This window comes from Pedobacter sp., from assembly GCF_965279535.1.
In the GTDB taxonomy this organism is placed as follows: domain Bacteria; phylum Bacteroidota; class Bacteroidia; order Sphingobacteriales; family Sphingobacteriaceae; genus Pedobacter.
The window spans coordinates 1,209,609-1,232,333 of the sequence record NZ_OZ257244.1; the positions used below are offsets into that span (position 1 = coordinate 1,209,609).

Below are 22,725 nucleotides of genomic sequence, written 5' to 3' on the forward strand. Positions count from 1 at the left end.
TATTTATTCCACTGGATCTGAATCTTTTTGATCTCGAAATTTGTCGGTATAATTTTTTGCGCGTTCATCAGCATCAACATCGTTATGGTCTTCGGGCTCTAAATTATTATCCAACCGATCATTCCAATTATCTAATCCCTTTTTAACCGCTTCATTTTGCTCCGCATTCTGCGAAAAACCTTTTTTTTCTTCAGAACTGTTTTGGTTATTTTCCATTTGTTTGTTGTTTATAATTAAACAAGAGAAAGGAAATAAAGTTTGAGAACAGTATTGTAGAAGGGAAGAATTAGTGAATAAATCGATGAATGAAGTACGAATGAAACTTCTTACTAATCATATCATAATGCAGATGAACCTACAAGTGTTCAATTTATTTTACAGGTTCGTCTTTGCCTTTTTTAAATTCTTTTACACTCTGACCAATGCCTCTCATTAATTCCGGAAGTTTTTTGCCCCCAAAAATGAGTATAGCAACTGCAATAATTAAAATAATTTCTATGGTAGACATACGCTGATTTATTAATATATACGCTAAAACAGTTGGTTAGGATTTACGAAGGTAATCAATTGTTATAGATTACATTCAAATTACGTGTTTTAACTTGAGGAACAGCGCCATATTTCATAAATTCTGAAAAACCCCTGAGCTGTTTAATGGCTTTAACGGCTTCATAACCTGAGGTAGAACTCCTGATTTTATTTAAAAGTAAAGTATCTGTTTTAAAAAGATCTGCTTTATTCAACAACCCTTTCTCCATAAGCTCCTTTATTAACGCTGCCATTTTACCATTGGCATACAAATGCAATGGAAGTTTAAAAACTTCATTATTTAATCTCTTAAAAACATCATTTATCCAAAGCACTTCTTCCTGGTTGATGATCTCTATCTTACCCTTTTTTAATGTAATGGCTTTTAAAAATGTTCTTGCCCTTTGTCTGGAAATTATTCCACCATGAATGGCATCACGAAGGGTATAATCTAAGCGGTCTGCGCACAAAGCAGGTAAAGGCTGCTCTAAAATATCAAACTTTCCCTGAAAAATCTGCTGGATATCATAGCCATGTTGCTGAAGTACTTTGGGTATTTCTGACTGTACAATAACTTCCTCAAAAACCTGTTCATGAAAATCTTCAGCTAAGTTTTCGAAAACATAATCCCCAACATGTGAAAATGCGGTATGAGAAACATCGTGAAGTAAACCGGCTATTTGTTCAAGCTCTGAGCCACCGAGCCAGTTGATTAACATGGTTACCCCTATTGCATGTTCTAATCTGGAATGGCAAATATCGGGGTTTACCAGAAATATAGCGCCACTTTGATGAATTCCTGCCAAACGTTTCATCGCTGCTGTTGCGAGTAAATCCTCAAATACCTGAGGCAACTCCATTGTGCCATACAGAAAATCATTAACCTGAGCCATATCAATTACTATTAGTGTTTCAACACAAACAAAAATACTAATTTTTTTAGCAAAACACAATAGAATAATGTTCCTTTTTAATAAAGGATTAATTATCAGGCATTAAATTTTGAGTTTATGTATTGCGTTTAACTACGTCTACCATATGATCTAAATCAAACGGCTTTTGTATATAATCATCCGCTTTACAATCTTCAGCCTGTTGGGGCAATTCATTGGATGTAGAAGTAAGCACTGCCGGTACCTCCTCCGTTTCGGGATCAGATTTAAGTTCTTCTATAATTTCAGAGCCTTTTTTATCTCCTTTTATGTGATCATCTATTACCACAATATCCGGCTCAATTTCATTGATTTTCTCAATGGGTTCGGGTGTTAGTGAAGCGGTTACCTCGAATCCTTCTTCTTCTAAAACCTGATCCATAATGTTCAAAATATCCTTATTATCCTGAACAAGAACAACCTTTTTCTTCATATAACCGTTTAGGATTAAATTTTGAATAAATATAACAAAAGGCTATTTCATCTAATAATGATTTTAAACATTTTTTGTCGGGGTTTCGTCTGTTTTTAATGGCTGTTGGTCGATTAATTCATATCGATGGTATAATAGCGCTGCTTCCCTTGCAACGTTTCTGCTTGCGTGGCGTCTTATTTACGAAACTTAAACAAAATACAATAAACAATCCCCTAAATCAAAATATTATGAAAACCTTAATCAAAACCCTAATCGCTTCTTCATTAACCGCAATAGTATTAACAACCTCATTATTTGCCGGCAATGTTTCGGCATTGGAAATCAGGCCTGAAAAATCAATTTCTGTTGGCAACATTAAAAGAGTATATGTTCAGGGCAATGTTGAAGTACTTTTAATACAAAGCAATGCCAAAGGTGTTTCGTACACAGACGATAATACCGGAACTGCAAAAGTTACACAGGATGGAGATATTCTACGCATTACTTCGGCAGACGGAAGCTTAGCCAAACTGGTGGTATATGTAAACGATATTTATAGAATTGATGCTTCAGAAAATGCGGTGATCAAAACTCAAGGTAAGTTAAATGTTAAATACTTACAGGTTTTTATGAAAGGTAATGCCCATGCAGATTTAAATACCAGTACTGAAGGCTTGTATACAGTAATTAACGAAAATGCAGATTTGAAATTAAGTGGCTCTACCGATGATCATACTTTAGTGATGAGCAAAACACCAAAATTAACCATCGACAAATTCGCGGCATTGAAAACAAATATCAGCAGTATAGAAACTTTAGCTATAGACAAACAGGTTGCTGTAGTAAGATAATCGAATTTACACAAATGAAGCCAATTGCCTTGAGAAACCTCAAGGCAATTTTATTTAAAATGACACGGGTTATTATAAAACAAACAGGGAAGCTAGAATGACTTCCCTGTTATTAGCATTTTAAGAAAGTTGTTTTTCTAAAACGACTTCTGTGATATTGATTGCGTGATTGGTAACAGCTAGCTTTTCAGGAAGTGGGTATTTGACTCCAACTCTTAATGCCCTTAAGCCTGAAACACCCTGAAGCTCATCTAATTCCAGTTGTTCGAGATCATCATTTAAGTAGCCCTGAACTTGTAAATATTTAATATATTCCATGTATTCATTGGCTTCGTCTGCATGAAAATAAACCATAGCAATCTTATCAGGCTGTGTTAATCGCTCATTCGTGTTTTTAATCAGCACTTTATCTATACGCTTCTTAACCACCTCATACCTGATGTTATATGCACCCTCTACATCAAATCGTCTTTCGTCATTTCTGAAACTGATATCAATTGGATTGGAGTGCACAAAAACAAGTTGAGTAGTTTGTAAATGACGCGGCATATCATTAATAAGTCCTTTAGACAGTCTTGCAATATCAACCATGGAAGTTAACTGCCATAACCTGATGTTTTTAAGGTACAACAGATCAAAAGGCTTATCAGGAGCAATCTCCTGCCCGATGTATATATCATACTCTACACCATCCGTTCTGAATTTAGCAAAGTAGCATGGATATGATGTCTGCAGATTTTGCTGTGCTTTCTCTAAATACTGACTTACTTCTGTGTTAATCAGTTGCATAGATACTTCCAACTGTCTTCTGTTTAAAAAAGCTGCACCTGTTTCTGGAACGATTACAGCAAAATACTGATCAATAATGGCCTTGGTTTCAGGATGACTGGCTTTTATAATGGAGAGAAAGGGGTAAACTTCTGTTTCCAGAAATTCATTTAACAAACTCTCTTCATTAGATGAAGTAAAATCTTCAATGCGTTTGGTCCATTCTTTACAATCGTAAAGGAGTTTATCTGTAAGCTCTAAATTAACAACCTTACGGATATTTTTTAAAGTACCGATCAGGCTGCTCAGCTGAACTTCCATATCATCTTTCAATGCTATATTTCTTTCGATGGTAGAATTCCGGATGTCAATGGCACCAAATAAAGGATACATATGTTTAAACGTTACCGTTTCAATCTCCTTCATTTTTTGTTTATTCTTATTCTCCTGAAGAAAATGCCACACCACTTCATTAAACTTCCACTGAACTGAAGGCTGCAAGGCTGTAAATTTATCCATCAACACTTCATCCATTTTGGCATCAAATTCTTCTATACTGTATTGAAAAAGCTGACCGATTAAAGGCATAGCCGGGCGCAATCTGGATAATAAACGATCATCTACAACCACCTCCTGATTAGAGTAAACCTCTAAAACTCCGGCCAACTGTGTATTATAAAAAATTGGAAGCACAGAATAGGAACAGACTCCTGCCTCTTTAAGCACCCTTAAAAAAGGATCTTTTTTTATCTGATCATCATTGATGTGACTCACAAATATGGCCCTGGGGTTCTCTTTATATTTATCTACTAGAGAATAAAAAACTTCTTCTTCCAGATCAGATTCTTTGGCTGAGTTGATGAGCATACTTTGAGAAAACTCTTTGCTATCAAAAACCAGCTTATTATTTACGGTTAGGAAAGGCATTAAACCAAATTCCAGGTTACTTTCACCGCTTAAGGTTTTTAGCGCCTGAATTACATGGGTATAAGCTTCTGATTGGTAATTATGGTTTACAAGTGCATCCCGGATACCATCTATTGCATGCTGTAGCGTAACATCGGTAATGGAAATTACACTAAATCCTTCAAAATGGAAATTTTGCAACGGCAGAACCTGCGTAAGGTATTCCAGTTCACAGTTATCGTGAAACTGTTGGCCAAGTTTTTCAAAACTGATCTCAGGAAGATCTCCCTGATGTATAATATCAACAAACTTAGTATCTGTTTGGATATTATAATACTGTGTAAGCTTGGTTTTAGGGTTTATATGTGTATAGATGATCTCGTTTTTTAGCACATAGCTAAAATTGTAAAAACGTTCTAAAATCAAATTGTATATAAACCTAAGCTGACGCTTTTCCAGTGGCTCACCAGTTTTGTCTACTTTGTTTTTAGGGTCGTGATCTTTAAAAAACTTATAAAACGCGCTGGTACTAAAAAAAATCTCATCAGGAATTGGCGTGCTTAATGCCCAAAACATATCTTCTTCATTGGCCATTAGAGGCGTGAGAATTGTAAAAATCAATTCCAATGTATCTTTATATTTTGCAACTTCCTGTGCAGTTATATTGCCCAGTAACTGATCATTTTTTTCGATCTTTTCCAATAAAAACCTGTAAAATTCAGATTTTACTGATTTCTCTGTTCTCAATCTATCCTTCAGATACTCCACAAGGGGACGAAAAGACAGATTTGATTTCACCTGGCAATGAATACATTCGTTTTTATGTAGTTGTATTACATTGGTGTTCATGGGTATAAATTGTCTATAATGTTAAATTTAATGATGAATTATATCAGGTTAAAGTAAAGTACTAAACTACCCGGCTATTTGCCAAACCTATTAATCAAGAACTTTGGTTAAGCATACAAACCTGTAACTCACATACGCAACCCGAACCAAAAAAAATATCGTATCTCACTATTAATCAAGTGCAAAGATACATATCGAACCGTTAATTATTGGTCTGTTAAACGTAATACTTGGATTGCAGCTATTTTTATATGTTACACAAATTTAGTACCTAAAATTAAAAGATATGTAAGGATACCATCCTTCTGTAGAATGTCCCATAATAAAACGCACTACTGTTAGTGATGCGGGCGCAAAGTAAATTCCCCCTCCTACACCATGATGCCATACGTTTGAAGCTTCGTTCTTCTTCCACACTCTACCTACATCATAGAAACCCATCAAGCCCACCTGGCCCGGTAATACGTAACTTACCAGATCGCCCAATTTGGCCCTCAATTCCAGATTATTGTAAAAAACATGGTCGCCGGCAAACCTAAACTGACGATAACCCAGCAAGTTGCCCTGGCCACCCAGGTACTGTGCCTGGTAAAAAGCAGGCTCTCCTACGGTAATTCCTCCGCCAAAGCGATCTGCCAATACAAATTTCTTCCTTCCATCGAGATTCTTATACAAGGAAATACTAGCCGTGAATTGTCCATAAGCGTTAGAATATTTATTTAGGCCTTTATAACCCAGCAATTTGAAATCTACATAACTCCCTAAAGTAGGTAATAAATCATTATCACGGGTGTTGTTGGTAAAGTTTACAATGGCACCTGCAAACATTTTTTCATTGCGCACAGTTAGGCTGTCATAAGAATGCAGCTGATTAGTATTTTCAATAAAGCGGCCATCATTGTCTTCCTGATTGTATTTATAATATTGATAAGAGGGGCCGATACTGAAAGTAGATTTTGGCCTTCTCCACCTTATTGAAGGATCGATCTGATAGAGGTTATACCTTGCTCTGTAATATGAAATCTCATGATTTTCAGCATCAAATGGCGTATTGTTACCCAAACCAAAAAAGTTCTGGGTGTTATTTGGTGCATAAGCATCTGCTTTCAGGATAAAATCAGCTTTGCCTAAGGCCTTCAGCCATTCCCCTTTATAATTAAATCGAAATGCCCGGGTAGAGAAAGAGTGTAAAAAGGATATGGTTTGCGAGTTACCATAAGGTTTTTTTCGAAAACCAGGATTAGTCTGGTTATACATTAAGCCTAACAGTAAACCATCATCATTATTGTAACCTGCATTTAAAAGCAAGAGGTTTCTGCGGTACATATCCTTGTGTACGTGACTAAAATTAGCTGTATCATTGGATAAAATTTTGGTTATCTTATTTTCATCTTCTCCTAAATAAGTTGCTTTATCGGTTCTTCCATAAAGTCTCACTTTGGCATTGCTATTTTCGAAATTATATACTTTGTTTCCTTTGCCACCAATAATTCTGATTTTAATATTAGAAGCTTTATTATTCAACTTCAAACTGTCGTTACCATTATACAGGTATACACGCAATTCTTTGGTAACTTTCGGATCAAAAGTGCGGTTAAATAGTTCTTCTTTAATGTTTCCCTCTTTAGAAATTTTGTTGATCTTAACAGAAAGGGCTTTATTTGGTGCATCTTCGATCTGGATTAATTCATTTTTATTGCTTACCTCAATATCTACTATCCTATTGAAAAAGTAATAATATTCATCCATGTACCTAGGAAGATCCTTTAACCTGGTTTTCATCAACTTCAAAAGCTCTTCGCGATGCATTGAATAACCAGGTTCTGGTAATTTCTTCAATGCAGCTTCAAAAACCTGATCATTAAATTTGGCACAAAAATCCTGAACCACCTTATCCCATTCCTGCTTGCCGATATTGGCCGTCCAACGGCTGCTAAGCTCCCTACCTTCCCATAAAAACCAGTTTACATTTTTCAGTGGGCGTTCATAGCCTTGCATCATGGGCAAAAGCGATGAGCTTTGCGCATAACGCTGGATAAGTCCATCTGATTTAAAAAACACCTGATCGCGGTCGCGCGGAACAGGAATGTAGTGTGACCCACCGTCTTTCTTTTTCGTTTCTTTCCATCGCCACTGGTCTTCATGCCTGTCCCAATCGCCCAGTAAAACATCAAATGCCCGTGCCCTAAGCCAGGCTGGTCCATCTAAAGTATTATCGTTATCTTCTGTTAGCTTCTTATCCATTTTAGGAGAATTATCCGATTCGCCCAAAGGTTCGCGTTCCTCAAGCAAGCATAGTGTATTGGCAAAAGCAGGTTCAAACTCGCCAAGGTTATCATCAGGAGAAACCCAACCAATTACCGGTGTGCTATACGGAATGCCCCCCGCCTTAGCTAAAACCGGAACAACCAGTGCAGAAAAAGGATGTTGTGAAGACATGTTATCTTTAATTACATCTTTTGCAAAAGTTTCCCTGAGTTGTGCAGGGAGAAGTACTTCAGGATATTTTTCTACACTTCTCAGCACCCATTCCTTCCCATTCTTATCTTCCAGTCTAAGCGACCTAGATTGATTTCCGCCACCTCTTTTTGTGGCTTTTAATCCGCCGGCTATCTGTGAAATTCTAAGTACCGGAACTTTCGTTTTCGTGGCGTAATCTTTACGATAATTTTCGCCAAATATAAAACGGTGGAAACGGCCTACACTATCATATTCAGGCTTTACCCGCACAATAATACTATCGGCAGTAATTGGCTTATCTTTTATCCGGTCTTTTAATGTTAGTTTTTCATATTTTTTGGTGTAGGTATAAACACTTTTTACACCGGTATCTGCGTAAACATAATAAGTGTAACGCATGTCGTTATTATTCAGCTGATCTGCAACCACGTAGCCTTGCTGCATTTCATTAAACAAAGAACTTCTCCCTCCTCTATTTGGTGAAATCTTTGACCCGGAACCACTTATAACCTGTAATTGTTTGCCTTTAATAAGCTGCAAACCATGCTCATGACCAGCCACATAGGTTACGTTAGGGTAATCGCCGAAAACGCCGGTGACTGATTTGATCATATCTTTATAAGCGGGATGATTTAAATCTTCCGGGCTTAATAAAGTGGAGCGTAAAAACGGATATAATGAACCGATTACGGGAAGTGGAATGTACAAATTGTGATTAAGCGCTGTTAGCGGAAACAAATGGTTTCTTAGATTAAAATACCCTCCATGCGGCCCGTAACTTTGAAATGGGTGATGAGAAGCCAAAAGTATTACCCGGTCCTTATTCTCTTCTAAAAGTTGTTCCATGCGGACTAGAATCTCATCTTTTGTCCTGCAATCACAATCACCATCCGGGTTTTGTTTTTCATAAGGGAAAAGCCACCACTCACTATCGTACGCAATAATGGTAAGCTTATCGCCAAGTTTAATGGCCACCGGATCAGGGCAACCATTGGCTGGTATGAGTTTTAATAAAGGGTCGTTTTGCGCAGCAAGAAAATCACCCTGGGCTTTAATCTTAGCTAATCCATCTGGCCCTGATTTATCCCAATCATGATTTCCAGGAATAAAATAAACCGCAGCACCCATATTTCGCATGGGCTCAAATTGAGATCGGAGGATCTTTTTTGTATCCTCCTCATTCGAACTGCCTGGCAAACCCATCCCGTTAGGGTAAATGTTATCGCCCAAATAAAGCACTGTAGTTTTCTTTGGCAAAATTTGTTTGGCGGCATTTTTCAGGTCTTGCATCTGCCCTGCATTCATCTCACCCGCATCACCAAACAAGATTACCCGATATTTTATATCATCTTGGGCAAAAGCAACCAGGTTAAATAAGAATAAAATTGCAAATAGGGTAAATCTTTCTATCATGAATGAGGGATGAGTGAGGGAATTATTGAATTATTGATTGAATGAGTTAGGGTTGATGTTTAAACAGTAAAATATTTCCGGCAGATAATGTTCCGCCTTCGTTAGAGATATATAAGTTATTGTCTTTATCAAAAGCTATTCCTTCTGGCTGGTTAAAATATTCAGTTTTTAAAGGATATGTAGCTTTAATCTTAAAATTGGCATCTGTTACAAGCAACATCTTATTGACAGATGACAAAATATACCATTCTTGCGTAGCTGGGTTTTTAGCCAAAGCAGAGGGGCGGAATTTAACTTTTTTATCTCCCGACAAATCAGCTATCTCTTTATGTGATAAGGAGAATTCTCCGCTGGCTTTTAAACTTCCATCTTCTGCAAACTGAAAAGCATAGATATTGGTGCTCTTGCTCTTTGCGTCAGCTTTGCTTTCTTTGGTCAGTATATATACCGTTCCGGTTTTTTCATCCGATGCCAATCCTTCATATTCTGCTTTTGGTACCAGATCCTTAGTTTTAGTTACGTTGGCAACTTCAGGCTTACCTACTTCCGATAACGGAAAAATATGTAATTCGCCATTACTTTTAAGCACAATAACCTGATTTTTGATGATGGTCAAATCCTCATAATCCCCACTGGCACCAAACTTTGAAAATTTAGCATCTTTATCTTCCAAACCCAGATGAAAAAGATCGCCATCTTCATCTTGAATAGCATAAACCTGATCTGCATTCCCTTTGTTAAAGACAATGCCCGAAACTTCGAATAGACTTTGTGGCAGATTGTATTTAACCGGATTATCCAGGTTATATGGAAGTTTTACCTGTTCTACCAGAGCGGCTTCGGATGATTTGCTTTCATCATGCTTTCCATTTACGCAAGAACTACCGGTAAAGGCAATGACAAATGCTGTTGTAGTAAATAAAATACTTTTTTTGTATTGTTTCATAGGGAGAATTTTAAGACTTGTTTTTTAAGAAATTGTAAATCTCCAATTGAGATTCAACAGGTTTATGGCTATTGTTTACTGGAACATTATTCATCTGTTCATCAATTATCACGGCCTGGGTATTATCCTCTTTCTGGATTTTCACCAAATTGATGAGTTCATCTTTTATGTGTTGATCATAAATTGGGAAACACACTTCTATCCTTCTGTAAATATTGCGGTTCATCCAATCGGCTGACCCTAAATATACTTCGGTTTGACCGTTGTTGCCGAAGATAAAAATTCTGCCATGTTCCAAATAACGATCTACAATTCGGGTAACGGTAATGTTTTCACTCATTCCCGGTACACCTGGAATTAACCTGCAAATGCTTCGCACAATCATATTGATTTTCACGCCGGCGGTAGATGCCTCATAGAGTTTATCGATCAATACCTTCTCCTCCAGGTTATTCATCTTAATCGTGATCTCTGCCTGCTCTCCAGCACGGGCGTAATTAATTTCACGATCTATTAAATTTAGGAATTTTTCCTGAAGATTAAACTGTGCTACTAAAAGATGTTCGAATTTAATCAGATCAGGACGTGTTGGCTTCTCTCTTTTAGCCAAAAAGATAAATAACAGTTCTATCTCACGCAGCAGATCTTTGTTGGCCGTCATTAAGATGTGATCGGTATAAAAAGCTGCTGTACTCTCATTGAAATTTCCTGTAGATAATAAGCCTGTATATTTCATTCTACCCTCAATTTTGCGCTTAACCAAGGCTACTTTAGCATGAACTTTCAGGGCGCTAACACTATAAATGATATCGATGCCTACAGCTTTCATCTTTTTTGCCCACTTGATGTTATTGGCTTCATCAAACCGGGCTTTCAGCTCAACCAAAACAGTTACTTTTTTTCCGTTTTTGGCTGCACTGATAAGAGCATTAACAATTTTAGAGTCGCTGGCAACCCTATAAAGTGTTATATAAATTTCTACTGTGTGCTCATCTAAAGCGGCTTCATTAAAAAACCTAAGCACACTATCATAGCTTTGATAAGGAGTGTGCACAATAATATCGCCTTTGTTAATGGCCTGCGTTAATGTGCCATCAATTACATCGGTGTTGCATATTTTTGACCAGGTAGTGTTTGAAAGCTTTGGATTATTTACTGGAAATCCCATAAAATCTTTCAGATTATGATATTGCCCGCCTTCTACCAGGCTTCTTTTGCGCAGGTTAAAAAGCTTTTTCAACAGTTCCAATACATTTACCGGAATGCCTGGTTGATGCAAAAACCGTGTTGCCAAACCTAAATCGCGCTTAAGCAATTGTTTTTCCAATTGATCAGAAAGGCTTCCTGAGTATTCATCTTTAAGATCAATTTCTGCATCTCTGGTTACTTTGAAGCTATAGCAACCTGTAATCTTATCATCAGGAAAAATATAATCTAAATGAAAGCGCACAATATCATCTAAAAATACAACGGATGTATCTTCTCCCTGGGTAGATTTATAAAAACGTGGCAACTCATTAGAAGGGATATTTAAAACCACAACTTTACTGCTTTCTTTCCGCTCAAGGGTAATCAGAAAGTAGAGCTGGTTATTGGCAGGAAAAAAGTCTGTGTCAGCTGTTAAATATACCGGTTGCAAGAAGGCCATTACCTGACTCAGAAAATAACGGGTAATGTCTTTTTTGATTGTTTTGTTAAAGGCTTCGGTATAAAAAAGGCTTATTTTATGCTCTTTCAATGCCGGGATGATGCTATTCTTCAAAACCAGGCCATATCGTTGTTGTTGCGAAGTAATCAATTTATGGGCTTCAACCAATAAATCATCTTGCAGGCTAATGTCATTATCTTCCTTGTTGCTAAGTTTTTCCAAAGCCAATAGCACTGGCATACGCACCCGATAAAATTCATCGAGGTTAGAAGAAAATATAGATAGAAACCTGATTCTTTCCAATAGCGGAACTTCAGTTCTTTCGGCTTCCATTAAAATTCTTTCATTGAACTTTAACCAGCTTAAATCCCTGTTAAAAAATGCTGTAGCGATCATTTCTGTCATTAGAGTTTACCGTAGGCTGCGTAAGCGATAATAAATGCAAATACTGCCGCAATTAAACCCCACATAAAGATATTGTAGGCTAATCTGATCAATTTATATTTTCGGCCTAAAACCACACCTTGCGAATAAACATCTTTAATGAGTGTTCCGTAAAGAAAATCTTTATCATTCATTACGCGGATCATGCCTTCAGTATAACTGGGTAACGACATTTTGTAAAAATTTCCGAAGAACAGTAAATTAACTTTCTTTTGCTCTAAATCTTCCTGGCTAAATTCTCCTTGCGGGATAGATGGCCTGGTAGAGAGAATGGATACCACTACACAGGACAGACTTACCATCAATAAAATGAATGTCGGAATAATCAGATTACCATGATCATCCAGTCTGCGCAATAATAAACTTACGATTAAGGAAAGGATAATGGAGTTAACCGTTATTAATATATGTGCTTTATTATCGGCCATATCGCTTAATCGCTGATTGTTAGCAGAAGTAATCCTGAACATGGTTTCTATCCCCTTATCCGGTCGGTCATCTTTATCTTTTTTGTTTTTTGGAACAAATATGGAGGCTTCCGGTTCTGCCTGTGCGATTTCTGTATCGATTAATTCCTGAGTACTGAGTTTACTTTTTAGTTTCTCTACGTTTTTTTGTTTTTGATCGTTGAGTAAAAGGTTAGCATAATCGGTATGATAATGGTGGGATTCCATGAATTCAATATCCTTCTTGCGCCAATCAAGCTTACTGATATCTTTTTTATAGATTAACTCAACTTCCTTATGCATTAACTTACCCTTCTTACGAAAGTCTGCCAGCCCTAAGTGAAAAAGATCTGCGTCACAAAGGATTTTATCTAATTGCGTATGGGGTTGTTGAGGGATTTTAGTACTTAAAATAGCACGCTTTACTTTTTCACGTATTGCAGCCGAAACCTCATTTGCACTTAGAAAATGATCAGCCTGTTCTGCACCTTTCGCCTCATGGTTTAAAGCGTCTTCAAAGTAACCTGTATCATGAAAATAGGCCGCTACGGTTACGGCAAAAAAGTCTTCCTCGTTAAGCTGATAATGGTTGGCTATCTGTTGAGCAGCATTTACTACTTCTTTAGTGTGTTCAAGATTGTGGTAAACCAACCTTGGGTCGCTGTGTGTATTAAAGTAATTGCTTACTTCTTTTTCTACTTCGTCTTGTAGTTTTTGATAATTCATGAAGTTGTTGCTGAGATGATTACATCGATAAGATTTCAGTTCCCTAATATCTTATTAAACGCTTATAAAATTACGCTAATTTTAACAAAAAAATGCGTCCATCTCCTCAAACAATTATGATGCCTTTTTTATGTGTTTTAGGCAGTCAAATCCAATTCATTAAACCTGAAGGCATCAGAAAAAATCCCCTCAGGAAAACCTAAGGGGATTAACAGGCTAACAAACTAAGAGCGGCTGATTTAGTGTTCATTCTGAAAGTTTTCAGCTGGCAGTTTTCAGTTTGTAGCTTTAATTAAACGCTTACTCAACTTTGTTTACAACCAGGTCATCAAAATAGATATAACTGGTTTGGCTTGAGCCCCATACAGCTACATCTTTTCCTCCCCTGAAATTGTGGAAGGATAATCTTTTGATCATTCTTTGAGCATCATTGGTTGTCCAGCGGATGGCCTGATCAAGTACTGTAGTACCGTTTATAATTACCTGTACCCAACCATTTTTATTTGATCCGGTATTGCTTTTGGCATAAAGATGAACGGTATAGGTTTCACCTTTTTGTATGCTGCCAGAAGTTGGGTAAGTTTTACCGAAGGTATCACCGCAAGGCCCTGCCATTTGGCTGTGGTATACATAAGGTTGAAAGTAAACCCTTGATCCGGTATTGTACCACATGAGGCGTAAGCTTCCGCCATTGCCATCTGTAGCGATATCGCAGCCCGTATTGCCCTCGCCAATGAGAAAACCAAAACCGACCTTGCCGCCACGGCTCCAATCGAACTGGCTATGAAAGCGAACTTTGAATGTTGCTTCATAAGCCGAACCATCAGAAATATCTGCTCCTGCAATGAGGCCATCAGAAACGGCATTGGGCGCCAGTGTTGCCCTGGCCCAATTGCCAGAAATATAAGCCCTGCTTTCATTCCAGCCTGTTAAAGCTGCCATGCCGAAATCAGCACTGGCTTCATCATAAGAATAAGCCCCGTCGGCATGATTGAACTGGGTATTAATATTAGAGGGATAAGCTTGGGCTGCTGCTACAGCCATGGTTTTAGTTGCAACAATGTCCTGATCTGCCGCCGTGCCGGTTACAGTTGCATCATCTTTTGAACATCCTGAAATGCCCGGAAAAAAGAGCATAGCAATAGCTGTTAATTTAAATAAATTAATTTTTGCACTCATTTGAAATTTAGTTTTAGATTTAAATTTGGTTAGTTTTTCTGATTGCAAGTTCAGGTCCTCGACCGCCCTTTGCGATTGATTTTAACTTCTGGTTTTGAAAATTATATATGGTTAAGTGTAGCTGTAATACCAATTTACACAAAGCGTCTGTTCAAAAAGACAACCAATTCCAAAAATATCCCTTTTATGGTATGAGCGTCATTTACAACGATTGAAATAATTAAAAATGTTGATTAGTATTGATGAAAAATAAACCCCGGAATACCGCTGACAGGTGTGGATTTACTGAAGCTAATTACACGTAGATACGTTTTTAAACTTTTAATAATTTCAGTTTGACGAATCTTTCGGGATTGTCTCCCTGAAATTACTAAAAGGCATTTGCTTATTATTGGCTTACCAAACCTTGAAACACTAAATTAAAACCGCTCTGATGGTTTTAACCGGGTTTCCACGTTCAAGTGCATGATGTTCCTGCCATAAATCCTGCTGCTGGGCTAACAGTTGTTCAGTTTGCCATACCAGAAGCTTATTTTTTAACCTTTCCATGCATAACTTCTTATTTTCTAACTGAGAGCGACTATCCATGGCCATTACTTGTATACCAGATGGAAGGTGGGTACCCCGAACAGCGGTTTCTACTTTATTTACGTTTTGCCCGCCAGGCCCTGATGAACGGCAAGTTTCGAACTTAATGTCTTTAGGAATCCATTGCATTAAACTTTTAACATTAAATGCGGCAATACCTACAAACCAATTTTTACGCTTATGATATTTACGATAAGGACTTTGTGCTATCCACTGGATTGTTCCTTTCCATTCATTGATAAACGCAGCTAAGTTATCTCCTGTGACCATCATGGTGACCGATAAAAGCGTACGACTTAATTCACCTGCCTTGCTTTCGATTACTTCAATATCAATGCCTAAACGTTTAGCTTCTTTCATCATCAGGCTTTGCACACAGGCTACAACCCGGCAGCATTCTGCCGGGCCTTTACCTGAAGTAATTTGTATAATCATCTTTTCCATGCTACTCCTTATTCATTCTAACTATACGCGGGTAGAACTTTCCCTGGATATCTACCAAATCCTGCTGGGCAGCCATTACCATTTCAATATCCTTATAAGCTAAAGGATTTTCCTCTACCGTTCCCCCCATTAAGGTAACACCAGCACTGCTTAACATCTTTTTCATGGCGGAAACCGTCATGTTATCTTTTGCTTTTTGACGGCTCATGGCTCTCCCTGCTCCATGTGATGCAGAGAACAACGCTTGTTCATTGCCCCTACCCGATACCAGATAGGCTGGTGTTGTCATGCTTCCAGGAATAATCCCTAACTCATTTTTATGCGCAGGTGTTGCTCCTTTACGATGTAAAATAACTGATCTGCCATCTGTAAGCTGATCTTTCCAGGCAAAATTGTGATGGTTATCTACTACATGCAATGCTTTCATACCAAGTGCTTTTAATAAATTGGCATGTATACGCTCATGGCATGCTTTTGCATATTCTCCAGCCAAAGTCATGCACATCCAATATTGCTGCCCTGCCTCACTGTTCATATCTAACCAGGCCAATTGTTGCGCATGGCGAGGAAGTTTACAGGTGTTCATCGCCATTTGTGTATAATGTTTAGCGATGGCAGCACCTAAGCCCCTGCTCCCGGAATGTGTAAGTAAGGCTACATATTTCTTCGCAGGCAATCCCAGCGTGTTATCGGGTAACATTTCAATTTCTCCAAATTCCACAAAGTGATTTCCACCTCCAGATGAACCCAGCTGTTTTGCAGCCTTTCCTTTCAGAGGCTTTAGGAATGGAATTTCATTGAACAACAGATTATCTAAAACCTGATGTTCCTGCCTCATGGCTAATCCTCCCTCCATACCAAAATGAGTGTTTGTTTTCATAGCCTCTTTAACCTGATAAGCATATCTTTTGAGGAACCCTTCAGTTTCATCAATAATAGACAACGCCATTCTACAACCTATGTCCATTCCAACAGCGTAAGGAATTACGGCATTATCAGTGGCCAGCACTCCTCCGATAGGTAAGCCAAAACCCATATGTGCATCAGGCATCAAGGCCCCCTGCAGGCTAACTGGAAGTAAATTGGCCAGCTCCATTTGTTTTTTTGCTGCCGATTCAATTTGCTTAGCCCCATAGGTTTTGCAAAAAACTGGCTCATTTCGCAGTTCATAAGCCTGGAATGAAACCGACTTAGCTTTGCCGATTATCTTTTCAGCAATTTTACTGGTTAATTCATTATCCAAAAATGCTTCCGGATTATGCATAATATTTACCAACAGATCCAATAATTCTTGTTTACTGTGGTGTTTGAAATTTTTAGCGGCTAATCCAATAACCAGGCTCCTGAGCTGGTCGTTGTGATAACCGATTTTACTTAAATCTTTTGTTCTTAAATTGCCCATATGGCTTAATTTTTTAACCCGGATTGGCTTTAACACCAATCCAATATTTTTTATTTGGCCCATAGCTAAGCTTGTTCAGATTGAAAAGCATAGCAGCTTGTCCGTCTTGCAGACTGCCAAAATTTACAATTGATTTGATTTCGATTCATCCCCGATCGGAGATATACCCTTTTTAAAGGTGCTCAAAGGAAAAGACAGACAAGGTAGCTTCTTGAGGATAATGGTTTAACTGTTTAATTGTCCAATTGCTTAACTGAAAAGCAAATTAAGATTGAAATAAACGATTAAAGGTTTAATTGCTTAACTGGTTAATAACTTAACTGTTAATACGCTAATTACTCAAGAAAAATAAAGTATTTGCCTGCCTGTTTAGGCAATGAGCGAAAGGGGCGATATGTAGATTTGCGCTGACATGATTCCTATTGATTTAAAGGTTAACGAATTAGGAATTGGTTGCAAAGGTAATAAAATTATTCTAATTAGTTGTTTTCTCTTAAAAAAGCTTTCAGGTGTCATTTAAACTTTAAATCGCAAACTATTTAGTAAATTAGACACACAGTATTTTCTTTAATTAACATACAAATGCCTTTTTTATCTGAAATATCTCTTCCGGCAATTCAAGACGGCTCCTATCTGCAACAAATTCCCAGCATTAATAAAGGATTACAACTTCGGTTAAAAAGCAATGTTACTTTCTTTGTTGGTGAAAATGGCTCTGGTAAATCTACACTTCTGGAAGGTCTTGCTGCATATTGTGGTTTTAGCTTAAACGGTGGAAACCGCAATCATAATCAGAATATTGGCCACAGATTCCAAGGCTACGAATCTCCTTTAACATCCAGATTAACCCTTTCCTGGACACCCCGGAGAATTAACAATGGATTTTTTATGCGTGCAGAGAATTTTTTTAATTTCGCAAGCTATATTGATGAACTGGCAAAAGACGATGGCCGCATTCTAGCTGCTTATGGGGGGCGATCTCTCCATGAACAATCGCATGGGGAATCTTTTTTATCTTTATTTAACAATCAGTTTGATGCAGGTCTATACCTTCTTGACGAGCCTGAAGCGGCCCTTTCACCTGCAAGAATATTGGCTTTTATGGCTATAATCAACGAACTGGAGCAGAGTGGCAGAGCACAATTTATTATTGCAACCCATTCCCCAATGCTTATTTGTTACCCGGAGGCCGATATATACCAATTTGATGAAAAGGGCGTAACAAAAACAACTTACGAGCAGACTGAACACTTCTCACTCAGCAAATCTTTCCTGGACAACCCTAAATTATATCTGAGACATCTGATGAGCAATTAATTTTAACTACCTCAATTACCTGAGGTGATTTGATTTTGAGCCAATAATTCCTTTGGAATATCTGTTTTTGCGATAAACATCTCAATCCATACCGAAGGCTTCGGTTTTTTAGCATTTATGGCGATGTTGGAAGTAAACGATCTTAAATTATTCAATGCAGCAAAGTATCGCCTGTCCAGCGTTTTCACATATTGTAAATCTCTTGATGCAGCGCCATAAGTTAAGTTTGCTTTTTCCGAGCATGTGCGTTGAATCCTATCCAAAAACAATATTCTTTCGTTAATCGCCTGCAATGTATTAACTGCTAAAGAAAGGCCTTTTATACCAACTATTTGATTGTGGCTAATGAGGTATTCGGCACCATTAAATAGAATGGAGCATTGCGCACCTTCTACAATACTAACTGATTGTGGGAGCGCTACAGGTTTCCCTTTTATCAGCTGTTTGTTAAAATGATAACGCGTTTCAATAAGTTGCTCAATTAGTTTATCACCATTGATCATGGCTGATTGCGCATTTGAATAAAATGATGCTAATGCAAGCCAGAATGTGAGGAGTATTATTGAAACGCGTATCTTTTTCATTGTTCTAACAAATTTAGTCCAATGTTTTAAGATTTTAGTTTACAATCTGGTTCACAACGATATACAATTTCGCTATGATACAAGGGTTTGTCTCTCAAATTCAGGTCATTTACACGCTTGCAACCTTATTCCTTTCGCTGAATAATTTTACTCACATGGCTGGCGTCAGTCAAGCCAAATTCACCTGCAATTTGTTTTAAGCTATAATTACCGGTTGATATTCTTTGCTTGATAAGTGTTGCCCGGTATTCCTGGATATAACTTTTCAAAGTAGTACCCGTATTTCTCTTAAAATAAAGGCCTAAATAACCTTGAGCAAGGTTAAAGCGTTCAGCAATCACCTTTGATTTTAATTGGCAGGGCTCATAAATATTTTTATGAATATAACAATAAAGGGCTTGCATATCGTTGATTCTGTCTCCCAAAACTGCAAGTTCTGGCATATTCCGTTTTAAAATATGAGATAGGGTTAGCAGTTGCATCCAAATCAGCTCCTGGTTACCAAGAAGATCATTTTTTAATGTTCGCAACACCTCAAAAAGCAAACCGACCGTTTGGAGCTCAGGCCCTGTGAAGGTAAATCCAGCCAGATGTGTTTCCCTGCTCTTTATCAGATAATTTAAATTTCTACCTGAGCCAAATGTACCCCCATCATCCTGATACAGATAGGCATCTGTAAACTTCAAATAAATAAAATGCGTAGAAGACTTAATTTCGAAATAATGCGCCTCTTCCGGCCCCAGTAAGAACACATTACCCGGAACATATGAAAACTCAATCCCGTTGATTACATGTTTACCATACCCTGCTTTAATGAAAATAATCTCGTAATGATTGTGATCATGTTCGGGGTGCTGCCAAACAGAGGCCTCAAAATCAGAAATTACGATGGGTTCAAATTGGCGGTAATGTTTCATATCGGAAATTTACAACATTATATCATTTTTTTACCTATTCTGCGACCAGAATACTTCAATCTTTGTTCATCAAATAATAATTAAAATGATGAATATAACAAAAAATACAGCTTTGGTGGTAGGCGCAAATGGGGTAATTGGCACCAACTTAATTAACCATCTGGCCACATTGGGAACATGGAATATTATCGGTTTATCACGCCGTGGAGGATCGGACACGGCTACAACCCGTTACATTGCAGTTGATCTGCTTGATCTGGATTCCTGCATGGATAAACTGAGTAGCTTAACCAATGTTACACATATTTTCTATGCGGCTTATCAGGATCGTTCAAGCTGGGCTGAATTGGTTGCGCCAAACATGGCCATGTTAGTAAATGTGTTATCAGCCATAGAACCTGTAGCGAAAGGCTTAAAACATGTTAGCTTAATGCAGGGTTATAAAGTATATGGGGCTCATTTAGGTCCGTTTAAAACTCCTGCAAGAGAAACTGATGCCAGACACATGCCTCCGGAGTTTAATATGGATCAGCAAAATTTTCTGGAAAGCCGGCAAAAAGGTAAAAGCTGGACCTGGACAGCTATTCGGCCTTCTGTGGTTGGCGGTACTTCTACGGGTAATCCTATGAATTTAGCACTTGTAATTGCTGTATATGCAACAATTTCCAAAAAACTAGGTATTCCGCTTCGTTTTCCAGGCAAACCTGGCGCTTATGATAAACTCATGGAAATGACTGATGCAAACTTATTGGCCAAAGCAACAGTATGGGCAGCCACCAGCCCGCAGTGTGCCAATCAGGCCTTCAACATCAATAATGGCGATCTGTTTCGATGGAATGAGCTTTGGCCCAAAATTGCTGCTTATTTTGAGATACAAACAGCTCCTCCTCTACCCATGTCGCTACAAACTATGATGGCGGATAAGGAAAGTTTATGGGAGGCGATCAAAAAAGAGCACGGACTGAAACACAATTATGAAGAAATTTCTTCCTGGGCCTTTGGCGATTTTGTTTTTTCATGGGACTATGATTTCTTTGCCGATGGGACAAAAGCCAGAAGGATGGGTTTCCATGAATTTATTGACACAGAAAGGATGTTCTACGATTTATTTGATGAAATGCGCAACAAAGGTATTATTCCTTATTAAAAAATTGCCTCCATTTTTTTAGAGAAAGCCGTTTGGTTTTATCCTAAACGGCTTGATAATTTCTATTTATTTAAGTTTTAACAAGGCCAGCATCTCTCCCTTTGGGTGCTCTTTAGCGGAATAGTTTAAGCTTAAATTATCATGCTGCCTGGCCAGTTGCAAAACTTCCTTTACTGCAATGGTCATGGTTAAATCTGATCCGCTGGTATTGGCAAATGCCCATTTTTTCAAGGTGTTTCCCTTTTCATCCTTTAGTGCAATACTCCTATCGGTTCCGGCACCCTTTATCGTGCAATGCTTGTACATAATGCGCAACTGATCGGCTGGTTTGGCCTGTTCTAATTTTAATATCCTTAAATTTAAGGGTTGGTTAACGGCCTGTTTCAATACGAGATTGTTATTAAGGTAAATCTCATAACTGTCCAGACCAAATTTGGTGAATCCAAAAGCAACAAACAAAGTAATCAGGGCAAATAGCTGAATCAGCACCTGATTGAATTTAACTTTTTTCATATTATTTCCCTTTAAGTAATTGATAAAGAATTATTTCAGAACAATATTAACATTAATAAAACCCAGACAGAAAAATAGTAGAGCAACAACCAAAATAATAGATATGAGTCTTTTTATGATTATATTCATCTACTATTTATGACGTTTGTCGATATAATTTTGCACTGAGTTTAGTTTTTGCTTCTTTTACTTTTAATATCCGTTACGCTTCCTGGCCACAAAAAATGATAGAAATGGACATGCTGGATAAACCCATTAAATTGCCCTTCTTCAACCGCAGCATGTCTGTTAAGTCGGTGCTGATTCATGGCCTGTATTGGATATTGATTACCGGTTTTTTTATCTATGAAAAGAAATACCTGATCTATAAAGCCAGTATGCCTTACTTTGTTGCTTGTGTTTCGGTAAGGGTATTGTTATTGGTTTTAATCGGCTATCTTAACCTACAATACTTTCTACCCCAATACCTTTTAAAGAAAAAATACCTGGCCTATTTCACGGCGGTAACATTTTCTGTATTCGGGTATTTGATTATTCAAAGTCTATTCGATTTCTATCTCTATGGCTATGTGGTTGGACCTATACGCAACAGCAGGCTGATGGAATCTTTATCTTACAACTTTTTTAGCACTTTGTGGTACCTTGGCTTAATGCTTGCCCTTAAATTAAGTCTGGATTGGTACGAGCAACAATTGGTTATTCAGAAAATTACACTCGAGAAACTCAATACTGAAGTCGATTTTCTCCGTGCGCAGATAAATCCACATTTTTTGTTCAACCTGTTAAACAATCTTTATGCCTTAACACTTAAAAAATCAGATCAGGCGCCTTATGTTGTACTTAAACTATCAGAGATGATGGAGTATATGTTATACGACAGTGCAGATGAAAAAGGGGCTTTAGAAAAGGAGGTGGCCTACCTCAATAACTACATGGATTTGGAACGTTTGCGTTTTAGCCATGCAGCGGCCATTAAACTAAACGTGAATACACCTATAGATGGCTATCAAATTGCTCCATTGTTACTCATCCCTTTGGTAGAAAATGCTTTTAAACATGGCCTGAGCCAGCAATCAGAAAACGCCTGGCTAACTGTAAACATTGCACTAAGCGGTTCGACATTGTTTTTTACGGTAGAGAATTCGAAGTCGCCTCTGCCCCATCATAAAATTAAAGGTGGAATAGGCCTGGGCAACTTGCGGAAACGTTTAGAATTGCTTTATCCAAATAATCATCAGCTTTTACTTGAGGATAAAGGTGATAACTTTTCAGCTAAACTGATTATCGAACTTTAAACAAATA

At 37.8% G+C, this 22,725-nt stretch carries 19 protein-coding genes; 4 read left to right on the forward strand and 15 right to left on the reverse strand.

The genetic code is table 11. From position 1 onward, the window contains the following. Positions 1–3: 3 nt before the first annotated feature. From ACQY77_RS04760 to ACQY77_RS04775, 4 genes are all read right to left on the reverse strand, one after another. Positions 4–216, reverse strand: a complete 213-nt coding sequence (locus ACQY77_RS04760) for a hypothetical protein (protein WP_421939130.1) — start codon at positions 214–216, stop codon at positions 4–6. 154 nt (positions 217–370) lie between these two features. Then, a complete protein-coding gene (gene tatA, locus ACQY77_RS04765; RefSeq protein ID WP_421939129.1) occupies positions 371–508 on the reverse strand; it encodes a twin-arginine translocase TatA/TatE family subunit in 138 nt (45 codons plus the stop codon). Between the two features lie 55 nt (positions 509–563). Then, positions 564–1,421: an HD domain-containing protein gene (locus ACQY77_RS04770; RefSeq protein WP_421939128.1), complete on the reverse strand. Its 858-nt coding sequence runs from the start codon at positions 1,419–1,421 to the stop codon at positions 564–566. A gap of 115 nt (positions 1,422–1,536) precedes the next feature. Beyond that, positions 1,537–1,893 carry a response regulator gene (locus ACQY77_RS04775; RefSeq protein WP_421939127.1) on the reverse strand — a complete coding sequence of 119 codons (357 nt, stop codon included), beginning with the start codon at positions 1,891–1,893 and terminating at the stop codon, positions 1,537–1,539. Positions 1,894–2,123: 230 nt separating this feature from the next. Here ACQY77_RS04775 and ACQY77_RS04780 point away from each other — a divergent pair, with 230 nt between their 5' ends. Next, entirely contained in the window at positions 2,124–2,726 is a 603-nt protein-coding gene (locus tag ACQY77_RS04780; RefSeq protein WP_421939126.1) for a GIN domain-containing protein, read from the forward strand. A 120-nt stretch (positions 2,727–2,846) separates the two neighbouring features. Here the strand turns inward: ACQY77_RS04780 and ACQY77_RS04785 are convergent, their stop codons facing one another. The 8 genes from ACQY77_RS04785 to ACQY77_RS04820 form a co-directional block, all read right to left on the reverse strand. Then, positions 2,847–5,102 carry a GAF domain-containing protein gene (locus ACQY77_RS04785; protein WP_421939125.1) on the reverse strand — a complete coding sequence of 752 codons (2,256 nt, stop codon included), beginning with the start codon at positions 5,100–5,102 and terminating at the stop codon, positions 2,847–2,849. A gap of 411 nt (positions 5,103–5,513) precedes the next feature. Then, on the reverse strand, positions 5,514–9,122 hold the full coding sequence (locus ACQY77_RS04790; protein ID WP_421939124.1) for a BamA/TamA family outer membrane protein: 3,609 nt from the start codon (positions 9,120–9,122) through the stop codon (positions 5,514–5,516). A gap of 46 nt (positions 9,123–9,168) precedes the next feature. Beyond that, entirely contained in the window at positions 9,169–10,068 is a 900-nt protein-coding gene (locus tag ACQY77_RS04795) for an SdiA-regulated domain-containing protein (RefSeq protein ID WP_421939123.1), read from the reverse strand. Between the two features lie 10 nt (positions 10,069–10,078). Beyond that, positions 10,079–12,121, reverse strand: a complete 2,043-nt coding sequence (ppk1, locus tag ACQY77_RS04800; RefSeq protein ID WP_421939122.1) for a polyphosphate kinase 1 — start codon at positions 12,119–12,121, stop codon at positions 10,079–10,081. After that, positions 12,121–13,332 carry a Pycsar system effector family protein gene (locus ACQY77_RS04805; protein ID WP_421939121.1) on the reverse strand — a complete coding sequence of 404 codons (1,212 nt, stop codon included), beginning with the start codon at positions 13,330–13,332 and terminating at the stop codon, positions 12,121–12,123. The genes ppk1 and ACQY77_RS04805 overlap by 1 nt, the downstream gene beginning before the upstream one ends. Positions 13,333–13,632: 300 nt before the next feature. Further along, positions 13,633–14,511 (reverse strand): polysaccharide lyase, encoded by an 879-nt coding sequence (locus tag ACQY77_RS04810; protein ID WP_421939120.1) that lies wholly within the window; start codon positions 14,509–14,511, stop codon positions 13,633–13,635. Positions 14,512–14,925: 414 nt separating this feature from the next. After that, complete coding sequence (gene prfH / locus ACQY77_RS04815) at positions 14,926–15,543, reverse strand: peptide chain release factor H (RefSeq protein ID WP_421939119.1); 618 nt, start codon at positions 15,541–15,543, stop codon at positions 14,926–14,928. A gap of 1 nt (position 15,544) precedes the next feature. Beyond that, entirely contained in the window at positions 15,545–17,008 is a 1,464-nt protein-coding gene (locus ACQY77_RS04820) for an RtcB family protein (RefSeq protein WP_428430122.1), read from the reverse strand. Positions 17,009–17,527: 519 nt separating this feature from the next. On the opposite strand from ACQY77_RS04820, the gene ACQY77_RS04825 reads away from it, so the two are divergent. Further along, entirely contained in the window at positions 17,528–18,262 is a 735-nt protein-coding gene (locus ACQY77_RS04825) for an AAA family ATPase (protein WP_421939117.1), read from the forward strand. 11 nt (positions 18,263–18,273) lie between these two features. Here ACQY77_RS04825 and ACQY77_RS04830 read toward each other — a convergent pair whose 3' ends face one another. Together ACQY77_RS04830 and ACQY77_RS04835 are read right to left on the reverse strand one after the other, a co-directional pair. Then, a complete protein-coding gene (locus ACQY77_RS04830) occupies positions 18,274–18,846 on the reverse strand; it encodes a hypothetical protein (RefSeq protein WP_421939116.1) in 573 nt (190 codons plus the stop codon). 125 nt (positions 18,847–18,971) lie between these two features. After that, positions 18,972–19,763, reverse strand: coding sequence for a helix-turn-helix domain-containing protein (locus ACQY77_RS04835; protein WP_421939115.1), 792 nt, complete (start codon positions 19,761–19,763; stop codon positions 18,972–18,974). Between the two features lie 85 nt (positions 19,764–19,848). Between ACQY77_RS04835 and ACQY77_RS04840 the strand changes: the two genes are divergently transcribed. After that, positions 19,849–20,910: an SDR family oxidoreductase gene (locus tag ACQY77_RS04840; protein ID WP_421939114.1), complete on the forward strand. Its 1,062-nt coding sequence runs from the start codon at positions 19,849–19,851 to the stop codon at positions 20,908–20,910. A gap of 66 nt (positions 20,911–20,976) precedes the next feature. On the opposite strand, the gene ACQY77_RS04845 is transcribed toward ACQY77_RS04840, so the two are convergent. Further along, complete coding sequence (locus ACQY77_RS04845) at positions 20,977–21,423, reverse strand: hypothetical protein (RefSeq protein ID WP_421939113.1); 447 nt, start codon at positions 21,421–21,423, stop codon at positions 20,977–20,979. Between the two features lie 224 nt (positions 21,424–21,647). Between ACQY77_RS04845 and ACQY77_RS04850 the strand changes: the two genes are divergently transcribed. Continuing rightward, positions 21,648–22,718, forward strand: coding sequence for a sensor histidine kinase (locus ACQY77_RS04850; protein ID WP_421939112.1), 1,071 nt, complete (start codon positions 21,648–21,650; stop codon positions 22,716–22,718). The last annotated feature ends 7 nt before the right edge of the window (positions 22,719–22,725 follow it).

Excerpts from the sequence above, each read along its gene's own strand:
- ACQY77_RS04760 (WP_421939130.1), bottom strand. The coding sequence starts at position 216 with ATGGAAAATAACCAAAACAGTTCTGAAGAAAAAAAAGGTTTTTCGCAG.
- tatA (WP_421939129.1), bottom strand. The coding sequence starts at position 508 with ATGTCTACCATAGAAATTATTTTAATTATTGCAGTTGCTATACTCATT.
- ACQY77_RS04770 (WP_421939128.1), bottom strand. The coding sequence starts at position 1,421 with ATGGCTCAGGTTAATGATTTTCTGTATGGCACAATGGAGTTGCCTCAG.
- ACQY77_RS04775 (WP_421939127.1), bottom strand. The coding sequence starts at position 1,893 with ATGAAGAAAAAGGTTGTTCTTGTTCAGGATAATAAGGATATTTTGAAC.
- ACQY77_RS04780 (WP_421939126.1), top strand. The coding sequence starts at position 2,124 with ATGAAAACCTTAATCAAAACCCTAATCGCTTCTTCATTAACCGCAATA.
- ACQY77_RS04790 (WP_421939124.1), bottom strand. The coding sequence starts at position 9,122 with ATGATAGAAAGATTTACCCTATTTGCAATTTTATTCTTATTTAACCTG.
- ACQY77_RS04795 (WP_421939123.1), bottom strand. The coding sequence starts at position 10,068 with ATGAAACAATACAAAAAAAGTATTTTATTTACTACAACAGCATTTGTC.
- ppk1 (WP_421939122.1), bottom strand. The coding sequence starts at position 12,121 with ATGACAGAAATGATCGCTACAGCATTTTTTAACAGGGATTTAAGCTGG.
- ACQY77_RS04805 (WP_421939121.1), bottom strand. The coding sequence starts at position 13,332 with ATGAATTATCAAAAACTACAAGACGAAGTAGAAAAAGAAGTAAGCAAT.
- ACQY77_RS04810 (WP_421939120.1), bottom strand. The coding sequence starts at position 14,511 with ATGAGTGCAAAAATTAATTTATTTAAATTAACAGCTATTGCTATGCTC.
- prfH (WP_421939119.1), bottom strand. The coding sequence starts at position 15,543 with ATGGAAAAGATGATTATACAAATTACTTCAGGTAAAGGCCCGGCAGAA.
- ACQY77_RS04820 (WP_428430122.1), bottom strand. The coding sequence starts at position 17,008 with ATGGGCCAAATAAAAAATATTGGATTGGTGTTAAAGCCAATCCGGGTT.
- ACQY77_RS04825 (WP_421939117.1), top strand. The coding sequence starts at position 17,528 with ATGCCTTTTTTATCTGAAATATCTCTTCCGGCAATTCAAGACGGCTCC.
- ACQY77_RS04830 (WP_421939116.1), bottom strand. The coding sequence starts at position 18,846 with ATGAAAAAGATACGCGTTTCAATAATACTCCTCACATTCTGGCTTGCA.
- ACQY77_RS04835 (WP_421939115.1), bottom strand. The coding sequence starts at position 19,763 with ATGAAACATTACCGCCAATTTGAACCCATCGTAATTTCTGATTTTGAG.
- ACQY77_RS04840 (WP_421939114.1), top strand. The coding sequence starts at position 19,849 with ATGATGAATATAACAAAAAATACAGCTTTGGTGGTAGGCGCAAATGGG.
- ACQY77_RS04845 (WP_421939113.1), bottom strand. The coding sequence starts at position 21,423 with ATGAAAAAAGTTAAATTCAATCAGGTGCTGATTCAGCTATTTGCCCTG.
- ACQY77_RS04850 (WP_421939112.1), top strand. The coding sequence starts at position 21,648 with ATGATAGAAATGGACATGCTGGATAAACCCATTAAATTGCCCTTCTTC.